The sequence below is a fragment of the Kyrpidia tusciae DSM 2912 genome (assembly GCF_000092905.1).
Classification (GTDB): domain Bacteria; phylum Bacillota; class Bacilli; order Kyrpidiales; family Kyrpidiaceae; genus Kyrpidia; species Kyrpidia tusciae.
Genome location: NC_014098.1, coordinates 1,674,014 through 1,686,319 on the forward strand (window position 1 = coordinate 1,674,014; position 12,306 = coordinate 1,686,319).

General features: G+C 50.8%; 12 protein-coding genes and 2 pseudogenes. 3 read left to right on the top strand and 11 right to left on the bottom strand.

Annotated features, from left to right (window positions below; all coding sequences use genetic code 11):
• Window positions 1–4: 4 nt before the first annotated feature.
• The 5 genes from BTUS_RS08235 to BTUS_RS08265 form a co-directional block, all read right to left on the bottom strand.
• Window positions 5–277, bottom strand: coding sequence for a hypothetical protein (locus BTUS_RS08235; protein WP_013075650.1), 273 nt, complete (start codon window positions 275–277; stop codon window positions 5–7).
• Window positions 274–735 (bottom strand): hypothetical protein, encoded by a 462-nt coding sequence (locus BTUS_RS08240; RefSeq protein ID WP_013075651.1) that lies wholly within the window; start codon window positions 733–735, stop codon window positions 274–276. The genes BTUS_RS08235 and BTUS_RS08240 overlap by 4 nt, the downstream gene beginning before the upstream one ends.
• A gap of 75 nt (window positions 736–810) precedes the next feature.
• Window positions 811–2,013 carry an MFS transporter gene (locus tag BTUS_RS08245; RefSeq protein ID WP_013075652.1) on the bottom strand — a complete coding sequence of 401 codons (1,203 nt, stop codon included), beginning with the start codon at window positions 2,011–2,013 and terminating at the stop codon, window positions 811–813.
• 348 nt (window positions 2,014–2,361) lie between these two features.
• Window positions 2,362–3,475 (bottom strand): IS3 family transposase gene (locus tag BTUS_RS08255; RefSeq protein ID WP_013075653.1). Its coding sequence is split into 2 segments (ribosomal slippage): window positions 2,362–3,204 and window positions 3,206–3,475, totalling 1,113 coding nucleotides; the frame shifts between segments, so codons are not numbered across the junction.
• Window positions 3,476–3,748: 273 nt separating this feature from the next.
• Entirely contained in the window at window positions 3,749–4,003 is a 255-nt protein-coding gene (locus tag BTUS_RS08265; protein WP_013075654.1) for a nitrogen fixation protein NifZ, read from the bottom strand.
• 73 nt (window positions 4,004–4,076) lie between these two features.
• Between BTUS_RS08265 and BTUS_RS08270 the strand changes: the two are divergent.
• Window positions 4,077–4,310 (top strand): annotated as a pseudogene (locus BTUS_RS08270) (transposase domain-containing protein); the annotation flags it as partial.
• A 397-nt stretch (window positions 4,311–4,707) separates the two neighbouring features.
• On the opposite strand, the gene BTUS_RS17475 reads toward BTUS_RS08270, so the two are convergent.
• From BTUS_RS17475 to BTUS_RS17945, 5 genes are read right to left on the bottom strand one after another with little or no spacing between them, the layout of a single operon-like run.
• A complete protein-coding gene (locus BTUS_RS17475) occupies window positions 4,708–6,018 on the bottom strand; it encodes an APC family permease (protein WP_013075655.1) in 1,311 nt (436 codons plus the stop codon).
• Between the two features lie 23 nt (window positions 6,019–6,041).
• The gene (locus tag BTUS_RS08275; protein WP_013075656.1) at window positions 6,042–6,665 is read right to left on the bottom strand and encodes a molybdopterin-dependent oxidoreductase; all 624 of its coding nucleotides are present in this window, start codon (window positions 6,663–6,665) and stop codon (window positions 6,042–6,044) included.
• Window positions 6,662–7,441 carry a formylglycine-generating enzyme family protein gene (locus tag BTUS_RS17480; RefSeq protein ID WP_013075657.1) on the bottom strand — a complete coding sequence of 260 codons (780 nt, stop codon included), beginning with the start codon at window positions 7,439–7,441 and terminating at the stop codon, window positions 6,662–6,664. The genes BTUS_RS08275 and BTUS_RS17480 overlap by 4 nt, the downstream gene beginning before the upstream one ends.
• A 22-nt stretch (window positions 7,442–7,463) precedes the next feature.
• On the bottom strand, window positions 7,464–7,886 hold the full coding sequence (locus BTUS_RS08280; protein ID WP_013075658.1) for a DUF2000 domain-containing protein: 423 nt from the start codon (window positions 7,884–7,886) through the stop codon (window positions 7,464–7,466).
• A gap of 34 nt (window positions 7,887–7,920) precedes the next feature.
• Window positions 7,921–8,595, bottom strand: coding sequence for a hypothetical protein (locus tag BTUS_RS17945; protein WP_013075659.1), 675 nt, complete (start codon window positions 8,593–8,595; stop codon window positions 7,921–7,923).
• A 634-nt stretch (window positions 8,596–9,229) separates the two neighbouring features.
• On the opposite strand from BTUS_RS17945, the gene pdxR reads away from it, so the two are divergent.
• Window positions 9,230–10,633, top strand: a complete 1,404-nt coding sequence (gene pdxR / locus BTUS_RS08285) for a MocR-like pyridoxine biosynthesis transcription factor PdxR (RefSeq protein ID WP_013075660.1) — start codon at window positions 9,230–9,232, stop codon at window positions 10,631–10,633.
• A gap of 259 nt (window positions 10,634–10,892) precedes the next feature.
• Window positions 10,893–11,633 (top strand): IS3 family transposase, encoded by a 741-nt coding sequence (locus BTUS_RS08290; RefSeq protein WP_052300587.1) that lies wholly within the window; start codon window positions 10,893–10,895, stop codon window positions 11,631–11,633.
• Between the two features lie 58 nt (window positions 11,634–11,691).
• Here BTUS_RS08290 and BTUS_RS08295 read toward each other — a convergent pair.
• Window positions 11,692–12,169 (bottom strand): annotated as a pseudogene (locus BTUS_RS08295) (ATP-binding protein); the annotation flags it as partial.
• Window positions 12,170–12,306: the final 137 nt, after the last annotated feature.

Here is a 12,306-nt window from a genome sequence, read left to right on the forward strand (position 1 = left end):
GTGTTCACTCCCCCTGTTCGCCTGCAGGAATCGGGTTGAAGGTTTCGCCCACGATCCGGAACGCCTTCGTTCCCTCGCCGAGTTCGTGCACGAAGAGATTACGCGTGGGGACATTCGCGGCCACCAAGATCAGCCGCTCCAGCGTGTCGGGATCGTCCACCTTTTCAATGGCGCGGCGAATGGTTTCGGGCACCGGTCCGAATCGCAGCTTCAGCACATCGAGGAGATCCCTACGGTCAATCTCTATTGCATCCCGGGTCTGTTCGGGGGTGATCATTGCGCGCCTCCTTCTCTCCTGTCGTCACTTTTGTCCCCCTGCCGGCGGACAAGTAGGCGTGTTTCCTCATCGCGGCTGTGCAAGGACACCAGCAATAACAACGCCTCAAACCGGCGAAGGATCGCGTCCATCGCCCCTTCGGTTTGCAACAGCTTTGTGACTTGACTCACCAATGTGCGCATCAGTTCGTGATCGCGGCAAAGTGCAATCACTTCCGCCTCCATCGCCGGGTTCTCAGCGACAACTTCCCGATACCACCCTTCCTCCTCCGACTGGGCGTGGCGCAGGGTCCGCGTTTCCCAATGTTCCAACAAGATACGGGCCATGTCGGCTGCCTGGTGCAACTCCCGCTGGGCGATACAATCTTCCAGATTCCGAGTCAGCTCTTCCGCTTCCAACCACGCGGCTTCATGAATGGCGTGGTGGGAATCCCATTGCCTCAACGCAGGTCCGATCATGTCTCCACCGTCCTTTCGTCCGAACTGCGCCTCCGGGGCCTACAACCCGCGGCCGGGCCGGCTGCTCGAACCCTTTCAGACAACGCGCGTTCCGCTCTCAGCAGGGGGCAAGGGCAGTCCTCGCCGGCGCTCCGCCCAAGCGAAACCCAGGGCAACGAGACAAGTGCAACCGAGCAGCAGGAGCCCGGCGCTGTAACTTCCCGTGACGTCCTTCATGGCACCCATGATGAGTGGCGGAAAGAAGCCGCCGACGCCGCCCACCGCTCCAATGAGACCTGTGGCCTGGCCGGTCGTTTGCGGAAAATACAAGGGAACCAGTTTAAACACAATGCCGTTGCCGAGCCCCACCATTGACGCGATCACCAACGCGGCAACAGTCGTCAGGAGAATTCGGTCCAGTCCTGCAGCAAACAGACAAGAGGCGGCCGCCACGACGGCAAACACCCCGATCAACAGCCGGTAGGGCTCAATGCGATCCGCCAGGTACCCCCCAATCGGCCGCAGGGCCGTGGCGAGGAGCACAAACCCCGCAGCCCGCAGGCCGGAATCCACCGGAGTCAGGTGAAACTGCCCTTGCAACAAGGTGGGCAAATAGTTCCCGAACGCCATGAAACTGCCAAAGGTGATGAAGTAGAAGGTCGCCAGTAGCCACAGCCTGCGCTGAAACCAAATGGAAGATGGGCGGGCGCCAGCCGCCGAGGCACCGCTGACCAGCGATGCCCCCTTGGCCAACCGGGCATCCCGGGTGAACACCCATACCCCCGCAGCGGCTGCAAGCACGGCCGCGGTGATGAACATACCGGTCGTTTGAAACCCAAACCGCAGGTAGAGAGTTGGAACCGTAAACCCAGCGACCGCCGTTCCTAAATTTCCGAGCGCCGTGATTCCCAAGACCAATCCCTGGCGCTCCGGCGGATACCAGGCGGACACGTGCCCGATACCGACCGCGAATGAGGTGCCTGCAATCCCGAGCAGCACCTCCCACGCGATCAACTGGCCGTAGGAGTGAGCCGTCGAGACGCCCAGCACCGGAACAGCGACAAAGATGAGGAGTAAGGTATACACCCGCCGCCCGCCAAAGCGGTCCACCAGCACTCCCATGGGAATCCGAAGCAAAGACCCGAGCAGGATCGGCGTCGCCACCATGACACTCTTTTCAAACCCCGACAGGTGGTAGACCTGCTGCAGTTGCGGAGCGATTGGGGAGATCATCGACCACGCGACAAAAGCCACAACCATGGCCAACATGGACACATACATCACAACGGTCCGATTCATATCTTAACCCTCCTCGATGCGCAGGACCTGCTGTCCCCATTCCGCGTCTCCCCGGAGCCCATTACGTAAACAGATGGGTGACCGCATGACCTGGGAACAACCCTCCTAAACGATACCGGCTGATCCCACGGCCGCCAGGTTTGTGAGCAAATCTGAGGTGGACCCCATTGTCAAGACATTTTTTTGGCCCTTTTTAAAGTGTGTCGGAATTCCTGAATATGGATATGATGGCCGGACGCGTTTTCCATTTCTGGATCATCCCTCGATCATTCTGGTGGAGGAGCCCCCCTTCGTCGTTGGTGCTCGTTCTTGGCAGGAGGATCCCCCTCCTTGGCGGAGGGGCCCCCTCTAGAGCCCGAACACAGAGGCCGGCGTCACGTATCCCAGGGACTGGTGCGGGCGCTTGTGGTTGTAGAACTCCAGGTATCTGGCGATCCCTTCCCGAGCCTGTTTCGGCGTTTGGTAGTCGTGAAGATACACCTCTTCCTGCTTCAGACTCCGCCACAGGCGCTCGGTGAAGATGTTGTCCAGGGCTCGACCCCGACCGTCCATGCTGATCCGAATCCCATGATTTAGCAGTACGTCCGTGTACTTCGGGCTGGTAAAGTGACTTCCCTGGTCGCTATTCATGATCTCCGGCGTCCACTGCCGCAGGGCCCGATGCAAGGCCTTCAGAACAAAATCCATATGCAGGGTTTGATCCAGCTCATAGCTGACCACGTAACGGGAGTACCAGTCCAGGATCGCCACCAGATACATCCAGCCATGCGCCATGCGGATATACGTGATGTCGATGCCCCAGACCTGATTCGGACGCTCGATCCTCAAGCCGCGCAACAGGTAGGGATACACCCGGTGTGCCTGGGCGCGCCGACTCAAATTGGGACCCGGAGTGATGCCGGCAATCCCCATCTCCCGCATATGACGCTGGACGGCCTTGCGGTTGACGGTCCAATGTTCGCTGCGTAAAATGGCCGTGATGCGCCGGGAACCGTAGAACGGATGCTCCGTGTAAATTTGGTCAATCCGGTGTTTGAGCCTCACCTCCTCCTCGGACGGTCCGACTGGCTTGTAGTACAGGCTGGACCGGTTTAAGCCCAGAAGCTTGGCCTGAACGGCGAGCGGGAGTTCACGTTCTTGGAAGTCGATGAGAGCCAGCCTGTCCTCTCGACTGAGCGAGGCGAGATTTTTTTTCCAACCAAGACAATTGTGTGCTCAGGCGACCGACCTCCGCATACAATTCTTGGATCTTGTCTTCATATTCTGAACGAATTTTGGCCAGCTGTCTATTCTCAGGTTCAAACGCCCGTGGCCAGTTTTCCAAGGCGATATCCCGCCATTGGCGGAGTTGATTGACGTGAACGCCATATTCGGACGCCAATTGCGAGAGCGTCTTTTCCTCTTTGAGAATTTCCAGGACAACTTTGGTTTTGAAGTCAGTATCATACTTTTTTCTCGGCATGGACCTACCTTAAAATCTCCCTTCTTGTTGTCCAGTTTCTTGAGTCCATTATACTCAGGCCCCCGGCTTTAGGTTAATAAGGCCAGTGGTAATCGCCCGTGACCGATATCACATGGAAGGAGACAATATGCTAATAAAACGTTGACGGAATGGTGAAGTCCAAGAAGGGTGGGGAGGGTGGAGCGGCGGTTCTCTATGAGAGGAATGAGTGCCCAAACACAACTCGCGCCGCCCATCCTCTTCCTTCTGGCGAGGCCGGCGGCGCGCCGTTCTTCATGTTTGGGCTGACTCGTCGACAGCATCGATTTTCTTCAACTCCGACTCCAGGCACCCGACGATGCGTCCGGTGGATAAAAAATAAACCGCATAAACGAGTCGATCCTGCAAAAACCATCCCCGGTCCACCACCACGCCGCGGTCGCTGCGCCGGGCCAGGATCGCTCCCCGGGACTCCATGGGGTACGTCCCGTCATTCCGGATATCCCTTACGCATTCCACGACGTCTTCCAAATTGAAAACCGATCCCATGTTCCATCCCACTCCCTTTCACAGGACCAGCGTTTGATTGCCGTCCTCGAATGTGTTCCCACAAGAACATAATCGAAAAAACTGGTTATTCGCGAACACCCCGAAAGGGGCGAAGGCGAGCGCGACGGTGTACAGCATCGTGGAGACCGCCAAGGAAAACGGGCTGAATCCCTACGAATATCTTCGGTACCTGTTTGAGCGGCTGCCCAACGTGGACGTCAACGATACCACTGTCTTGGATAGACTGTTACCGTGGTCGCCCGAGCTGCCGGAGTCTGTCCGCCGTCGGCCATCCGGCGCCACGTAAACACCGAACTGAAGAGCAGGCCCCATCGCTTGGATCGGGTGGGGTCTATTTGGCGTGCCCAAAAAACCTACAGCCACCGGCCCCGTTTGACGCTTACTCAAGAGCGAACGGGTGTGGGTGTCGCTGTTCTGGGATTAACATCCATGGGACCCATTGATCCCGGCCAGTTTCTCCGCCAACCTTAGGTCAGCATGTCTCGTCAATTTTCGGTCATTATATTGTGGCAGTAACAAGATCCATCAGCAAAAGTCTTAAAACAAATCTGGCCTTGACATAATTACCTACATCGCGCCAAATCCGTGCAGCCAAGCCGGCGATCCGAACTGCCTCAACATCTCGAACCGCCGCGCTATCTCAACCTTCATTTCAGCATCCTAAAACCCCAGATTTAGGTTGTTCACGTATCTTCTGAGGTCGACTTTTGAATTCGGTGCGTATCGACATACTGCACAGACTTATACCGAACCAAGTACAGTGCTAGCCCTATTCCCATCCAACACACTCCAGTAATGAATCCCGACCGTCCAACTGTGATAAGTAAAATTACACAGATTAGTAATGCTAAAATCGGTATGAAAGGGTAAAAAGGGACTTGGAATTGCTTCAATCTTTCCTCCAGAGGTGTTTTCCTTCTGGATACAAAAAACGATATTAATGTAAATATAAAAGTCAGAATATATAGAAATCCAGTTGCTGATACTGCAATGTTAATGGAACTAAAGGTTGTAAAGGCGATTTGAATTGCCACTCCCAAGCTAACTGCCATTATTGGAGTACCGAAACGCGGATGAATTCTTGCGAAAAATTGTGGCAATAGCCCATTTCGTCCCATCGCAAATGCGGTGCGGGAAATTGAAACAATGAAGGCATTCGCAGTTGCCATCAACGAGATAACAATGACGATGTTGACCAGTTTTGGACCGAAAGCCCCCAAAAATTGCTGACTTGCGTAGGCCACTGGAATAGAAGACTCTCCAAGAACATCCCAAGGTACCACACCTACAGAAACAAGTAATAAACTAGAATATAGGAGGAACACAATGCATATTGAAGAAAATATGGAAAGTGGGATCGTCCGGCGAGGGTTCTTTACCTCTTCGCCAGCCGCAACTATTCCATCCCATCCAACCATTGATAAAAATCCCACTAAGGCTGCTGATACTATGCCTTCTACGCCATTTGGGACAAATGGTCTGTATAAATATGGGTCAATATGCGGAACCCCCAAAACAAAGAATAAAACGAGAAGCAAGATCTCAACCACCACAATTAGCACTTGTATCGTTCCACTGAATTTTACACCAATTACATTAAATATACCGAGGACTAACAACAGGGCCAGTGCACTCGATAATGGAGGCATGCCTATCAACGAATGGAGATAGTTTCCGAATCCTTTGGAAACGAAGCTACTGGCCGCCAGCCATGCCCCCCAATAACACCATCCAATAATTGTTCCTGCTAAGGAGCCAAGATTTTCGCGCACAAACTCATAGGCCCCTCCGGCACGCGGATAACGAGAAGCCAGTTCCGCGTAACAAAGCCCAAGTAATATCTCAAGCAGAGCAGCCAAAATAAACGAAATGAGAACCGCCGGACCAGCTTTACCTGCCGCCACGCCACTTAGAACAAATATCCCAGCACCGACCATCGCCCCTATACCGAGCGCCGTGGACTCTTTCCATCCTAGCCTTCTTGTAAGTTCCAAAACGATACCTCCTATGATTCACGTTAGAAATCCTTTATTTCGCCAGGTGTCTCAACGTACCGAAATCCCGCGAGATCTACAATCCAATATTTTTTAGGCCGAATCGTCCCGTCTATGTCGTAACCAGCTCTTATCTCCCATTCTCCGCGCTCATATTGTTCAGTTACTTCGAGGCGTGCTAATCCTTTGACGCTCTTATAACCATAAAGGCCGAAGTCAATAAGCCGCAGAGGAAATCCGTTTTCGATGGGCAGTGTTTCGCCATCAACGGAATGGACAAGTAGTGCCCTTCTCGAAAGGGCGTCCCCTAATGGTAAAGTAGACTGGTATACACCTTTTTCTTTAGTTCCAATGCTTGTTTGTTTCAGATAATATCTTTCAGGGCGATCAACACCGGCCATATCTATGACCGTTTGAAGAAGAATGCCCTTCCACAGCCGACGGATAGTCCAATTACAAACGCATACCATTCGACGACTCTCCTCCACTTGTGGAAGTAAGAGCAGCTCTTTGTAAGAGAAGGTGATTGGTCTTTTTACCTTCCCCGAAACTGTTAGCTTCCACGAGGAGACGTCAATGTCATATGGTGGCCCATCCTGGTAATAACGAAGGGACGAAGGCTTTTTATCTATATTCGGAGTAGTCATATTTCTCTATCCCCCTCAAGATTGATCACGCAACGAAATCCGATTGTGTTATCTCGCAACGTAGGGGGATAGTAATCCCGGCTGCTACACCGCATAAATCCCTCATTAAAGAGTCCACTCCCACCGCGAACAACATGGTCTTCTGTTTCAGAAGTAATATAGACAGGATTAATGCGCGATTTATCCCAACTGTAATTCGGGGATGCATTATCCAGGCACCATTCAGCCACATTACCGGCCATGTCCAGACAACCGAAATACGAACGGTTCAATGGATGTGCGTATACCGAGGTAGAGCTGCGGTTCAGTTCTAATGGCTCACAGTCTGGAGCAAAATTCGCGTATTCGAGGGTCGGGGCCTCGTTACCCCATGGGTATTGGCGATCATCTGTACCTTTACACGCGTATTCCCACTGTGCTTCTGTAGGAAGTGTTTTCCCACAAAAGGTCGCAAAGGCGAGCGCCTCCCACCAACTTACCCCGGTTACCGGCTGGTCATCTTGATTCCAATGATCGTCAAACCAGTAGTTTGGGTGTGTCAGTCCTAATTCACAGACGAATCGCCAACCGGCCTCCGTCCAATACTTTTTTGTCTTATAGCCCCCGCTTTTAATAAATACCCGATACTGTTTATTGGTTACAGGTGTTATATCAATAGCAAAGGAGGAAAGGTTTACTTCCACCACAGGGGCTTCGTCAGGAGACACATTACTGCCACGCCTAAATGTCCCACTCGGAATAACAATCATCCCACTAGAGCTAACGCTTTTCGACATCCACATCCCCTCCTTATTGTCGTTATCTCAGAAGTGGCAAGCTTCCAGTAAGTCGATTCACCTTTCTTTTGTCTCCGAAAAGCGCTATTCCGAGATACCCCAAATCGTCACTGTTATGGGAGGCAATCTTTCGAGTATAGGATTCATAGTCAGTGGTAGTTTGAGCGGCATCTGAAAAGTCAACAACGAAAAGATCTTTGTCTCTGTCGGACAGAATCTTCTCCATTAATGTCTTTAGCGATGACTTCGTTCCACGAAGTATGGGAATCGGCATTGTTGTAATTCCGACGTGCAGATTGCCGGATTTATCCAATACATCCGGGCCAATTATACCTTCGATCGATCTTCCCAATGTCAAGCCCAATACCGCCGCAGTGTTTGCAATCAGTCCTGCGGAGAGCTCGCCGTCAATAACCATGACACACTTGAAACTTGAAATGTCCATTTATCTTCCTCCAAAGTTGTGTTAAATACACTTGCTAGTTTGGGCAGTAATCGTTATGCATAAACACGGACCACAACATGCGAATTGGCCTTAGACGAGAAATTAATTCCACTCCATAGCGATATGTAGACGGCAAAGTAGTTACACACAAGTCTGTTTCTCCATGTACAACTTTAATGGCCGCATCGCTTGTTGAGTTCACTTCCACAATTTCGTATTCCAAGCCATATCCATTCAGAAACCAAGGGATAAGGCTAGACGGCGCATGGTGTGTGGCGATTGTAACTGGCCTATGCTTAGGCAACTCATAGTCCCGACGCTTTGCGACGCCATACAACGGCGTCTCACATATGAACGAAAAAGACAGTCGAACCACTGAGGACATATAAAACCTGTCGATGCTTTTATAAGCGTTTGCAACAAGTAGAATTTCGGCATTAGCTCTAACAACTTGTTCAAACGCTTCTTCATAACTTGAAAACAGCAGACACTCTTCGGTATTGCGCCGTAGCCAGGGTAAAACCCGAAGAGAATTCAACAAGTATAAAGCCGCCACCTCGCTGCTTGTGCCTTCCGGTCCCAAGGTGGCTACCCGTATTTGTGGGAAATTATAAAGTGCATTCACAAATGTCCAAAAAGATACATCTTGGTCTATTAAAATCTGAGCTGCGGAGTTCGCCAAAATCATCTCAGACGTTGAAGCAGTCATTTGTTAACCACTCCTTTCTTGATCAAGTCCATGTTTATGTGGATAATCCTTTTTTCGGTAAGCAAGTGTTGCACTAATCACTTCACAGCGGACGTCTGGGCCTCACGCCAAGCTCTATACTCTCCAAGCCCAGGTAACGGTGACCCGTTTTCCATTCCTGGTCCATGTCCGTCAACAAAGGACCCGACAAATACGACGTCGGCTCCCGATTGAGAAAAATCCGGTTTAAGAAGTCGGCCACACCCCAATCCTTGTTTGTAAGAGCACGTGGAAAAACGCGTTTCCTGGGTTAATCCGATAAAGAGCCATTACCATTCCCCCTCGTGAATGGGTTGGGGCGAATTCCATGATACCAAAGAGAGACGAGATGGCTTATTTTGCGACTTGTGGTACCGATCTTTTTTTACACAATGATATAGACCTCACTCCCTTCTTCTTTTCTAGACCAGGAGTGTCCATGCAATGTGTATGAAAGATGCATCAATGACTTTCCAGCACTGAAAAATGCCATCCGTTTTAACAACAGCACTGAAATATCACGTTCCAGGAAGAATATTAGCATAGTAAAATGGCATTCATAAGAGCCACTTTTGATCAAGTTTGAATGGGCCACTTCGTTGGGAGGCGGGTGTACATGACGTCTGTATTGATCACGATAGGCCGGGGAACTGGGACGCCGATCAAACAGCAACTTTACGATCAGATCAGAAAAAAGATTATTAAGGGTGAGTTGGCCTTTGGAGACAAATTGCCCTCTTCTCGTGAATTGGCCGATGAATTGCACATATCACGTAATCTGATCGTTGAAGTCTATGAGCAGCTTGTTTCCGAAGGCTATCTAGAAACCAAAGCTGGTTCGGGAACCTACGTTGCAAAAGGGGCGTATCTGGAAAGGTCCTTTGATTCAGACGAATATAGTGTTTTCGGCGAACATCTGGTTGCCGAAGAAGATGTAATAGACTTCCGGTCTGGGATACCTGCTTTGGACATGTTCCCTAGGAAAACGTGGGGATTCATTGCCAGAAGAGTGTATCGAGACGCTCCCCCGGAAGTCTTTGGCTATCGACATCCAGAAGGGGAATTTATATTACGACATACCTTGTCGCAGTATTTATCCCGTACACGCGGAGTTAAATGTCATCCTGATCAACTCATTATTACTTCCGGAGCTACACAGGCGTTTGGACTCATAGCAAGATTGCTTGGTTCCCGGAATTCAGAGGTTGTAATTGAAGATCCAGTAACTCATGAAATTCAGACGATATTCTCGTCTGCGGGATTCAGATTTCACCCGGTACCAGTGGATGACTACGGCATGAAAACAGAACACATTTCAGCTCAAAATCCGGCGTTTATATTCGTCACTCCTTCACACCAGTTTCCCTTGGGAGGGGTACTCACAATTCAACGACGGATTCAACTCATTCATTTTGCACGTCAAACAGGTTGTTACATTGTCGAAGATGATTATGACAGTGAGTTTCGTTACCACGGCACTCCTGTAAGCTGCATGCAAGGACTGGATCCGGAGCGCGTGGTTTACATAGGCACTTTTAGCAAAATACTTTCACCTGCTCTTCGTTTAGGATATTTGATCCTACCGCCCGATCTCACCAAAAAATGTAGAGATCTGAAGTGGTTCAGTGACCTGCATTCCTCAACTTTCGAACAACTCGTACTCGCTCAATTCATGAAGGAAGGGCATCTTGAAAAGCACATTTCGAAAATGAAAAAAATTTATAGAAAACGTCGGGAAAAGCTGATCGACTGTCTAAATAAACGTTTTTCTAATAAGGTCTCGATCCACGGTGATTCTACAGGTCTACACCTTGTTGCAGAATTCAAAGGAATTACATTTTCAGATGAGACCATGAGAAATATTGATGCTCACAGGGTAAAGGTTTATCCCGTAGAACTTCATACAATTCAAAAATCCGCCCATTCTAATAAGATAATACTGGGCTATGGAAACTTGGGTTTAGAGCAAATAGAAGAAGGGATAGCTCGACTGGAAAGTGTACTCAAATACTCATACTGAGCCTGAACATCGCTTGGTGTTACCGCTTACGCTATTTGGCGGTGAGTGAGCGGTTTTTTTGTCATGTTCAATGTCGGAGGATTCTCTGGAAGATTGTCGTATAACGATCCATATTGTAACGACAATCATTGCGGGAGGTGAAAAAAGGAAGAGAGACCCTGTAGGTTGCCCGCCTCCGAGTCTCTCTTCCCGTGCCCGGTTCCCCGTATAGTGGTCCCAGGAAACTGAACAAGCGAAAGGGGGCTGTTTAAGCTACACTATGGGCATGCGAAAACATTACTCGGCTTCATTCAAAGCGCAGGTCGTTCTGGAACTTCTTAGGGAAGAGAAGACCATTGCACAATTGGCCTCGGAGTACGGGGTTCATCCAACCATGCTGCACCGGTGGAAGAACACGGCTGTGGATAACCTGTCCAGCCTGTTTGAGGATGTGGATAAAAAGAACACGACGGCCATGAAGAGAGAACATGAAAAGGAGGTCGAGGAACTTTATTCCAAAATCGGCCGTCTTACCACTCAAGTCGAGTGGCTCAAAAAAAATCTGGCCTCAACCCGGACTCGTGAGGAACGGATAGAGATGATCGAACGGGACCATCCCGAGATTCCGTTGAGTAAACAGGCTGAACTGCTGAGTCTCAATCGCACCAGCCTGTATTACAAACCTGTGGATAAGCCAGAGGAGGAGGTGCGCCTCAAGCACCGGATCGACGAGATATACACAGATCACCCGGCGTATGGGTCTCGACGGATGACTGCCGTCCTACGCCGTGAGGGGTGGGATGTCAATCGGAAACGTGTACAACGCTGCATGCGAGAGATGGAAATTGCAGGAGTATGCCCTGGGCCGAACCTCAGCAAACGGAATGTTCAGCATCAAGTCTATCCGTATCTGCTGCGCAACGTTCGGGCCAGTCACAACAACCATGTATGGGGGATTGATATCACCTATATTCGGCTCCAAAAAGGCTGGATGTACCTGGTGGTGTCAATAGCGGATTAAAACTCCCCAAAAAAATCGTGCTCGATTCCCCACAAATAGCGGATTCAGTTCCCCAAAATCATCGCGCATCATTCCCCAGACATATGTTCGGTTTACGCGGTCCCCTCCTCCTTCAGCGCATGTGTCACCCCTGCGCGCAGCTTGTCCTTCATCCGGTAGCTGTTGCCGCGGATGTTGATGGTGGTGGCGTGGTGGAGGAGCCGGTCGAGCAAGGCAGAGGCCAGCACCTGGTCACCGAAGAGTGTCCCCCAGTTGGTGAAGCTGATGTTGGACGTGATGATCAGGGAGCCATGCTCGTAGCGCTCCGACACGAGCCGGAAGAAGTTCGCGGCGTCCAAGGCGTCAAGCGGCAAGTAGCCGACTTCGTCGCAGATCAGCAGCTTCGGCTGGGTGTAGATGCGCAGGCGCTTGTCCAGCCGTCCCTCTTGGTACGCCCGTCGCAAGTCGGCGACCAGCTTCTGCATGGTCACGAAGTAGACGCTCATGCGCTGTCGAATCGCCTCCATGCCCAGGGCCACCGCAAGGTGGGTCTTGCCCTTATGTTGTTCTCTACATAAGGGCAATTGGACTAAACCGCTAGCGCGGTGGAAAAGACCCCTCCCTCCGTCACCCTGTCTGATACAAGTTTGTTTGGACTCTTTACGTAACTCTCGCTATCCTATTCATGCATCCC

What these genes read in the sequence shown, in the direction of transcription:
- BTUS_RS17945 (WP_013075659.1), bottom strand. Translation starts at nt 8,595, where the DNA reads ATGACTGCTTCAACGTCTGAGATGATTTTGGCGAACTCCGCAGCTCAG.
- BTUS_RS08235 (WP_013075650.1), bottom strand. Translation starts at nt 277, where the DNA reads ATGATCACCCCCGAACAGACCCGGGATGCAATAGAGATTGACCGTAGG.
- BTUS_RS17480 (WP_013075657.1), bottom strand. Translation starts at nt 7,441, where the DNA reads ATGTCGAAAAGCGTTAGCTCTAGTGGGATGATTGTTATTCCGAGTGGG.
- BTUS_RS08275 (WP_013075656.1), bottom strand. Translation starts at nt 6,665, where the DNA reads ATGACTACTCCGAATATAGATAAAAAGCCTTCGTCCCTTCGTTATTAC.
- BTUS_RS08280 (WP_013075658.1), bottom strand. Translation starts at nt 7,886, where the DNA reads ATGGACATTTCAAGTTTCAAGTGTGTCATGGTTATTGACGGCGAGCTC.
- BTUS_RS08265 (WP_013075654.1), bottom strand. Translation starts at nt 4,003, where the DNA reads ATGGGATCGGTTTTCAATTTGGAAGACGTCGTGGAATGCGTAAGGGAT.
- BTUS_RS08245 (WP_013075652.1), bottom strand. Translation starts at nt 2,013, where the DNA reads ATGAATCGGACCGTTGTGATGTATGTGTCCATGTTGGCCATGGTTGTG.
- BTUS_RS08240 (WP_013075651.1), bottom strand. Translation starts at nt 735, where the DNA reads ATGATCGGACCTGCGTTGAGGCAATGGGATTCCCACCACGCCATTCAT.
- pdxR (WP_013075660.1), top strand. Translation starts at nt 9,230, where the DNA reads ATGACGTCTGTATTGATCACGATAGGCCGGGGAACTGGGACGCCGATC.
- BTUS_RS08290 (WP_052300587.1), top strand. Translation starts at nt 10,893, where the DNA reads ATGGGCATGCGAAAACATTACTCGGCTTCATTCAAAGCGCAGGTCGTT.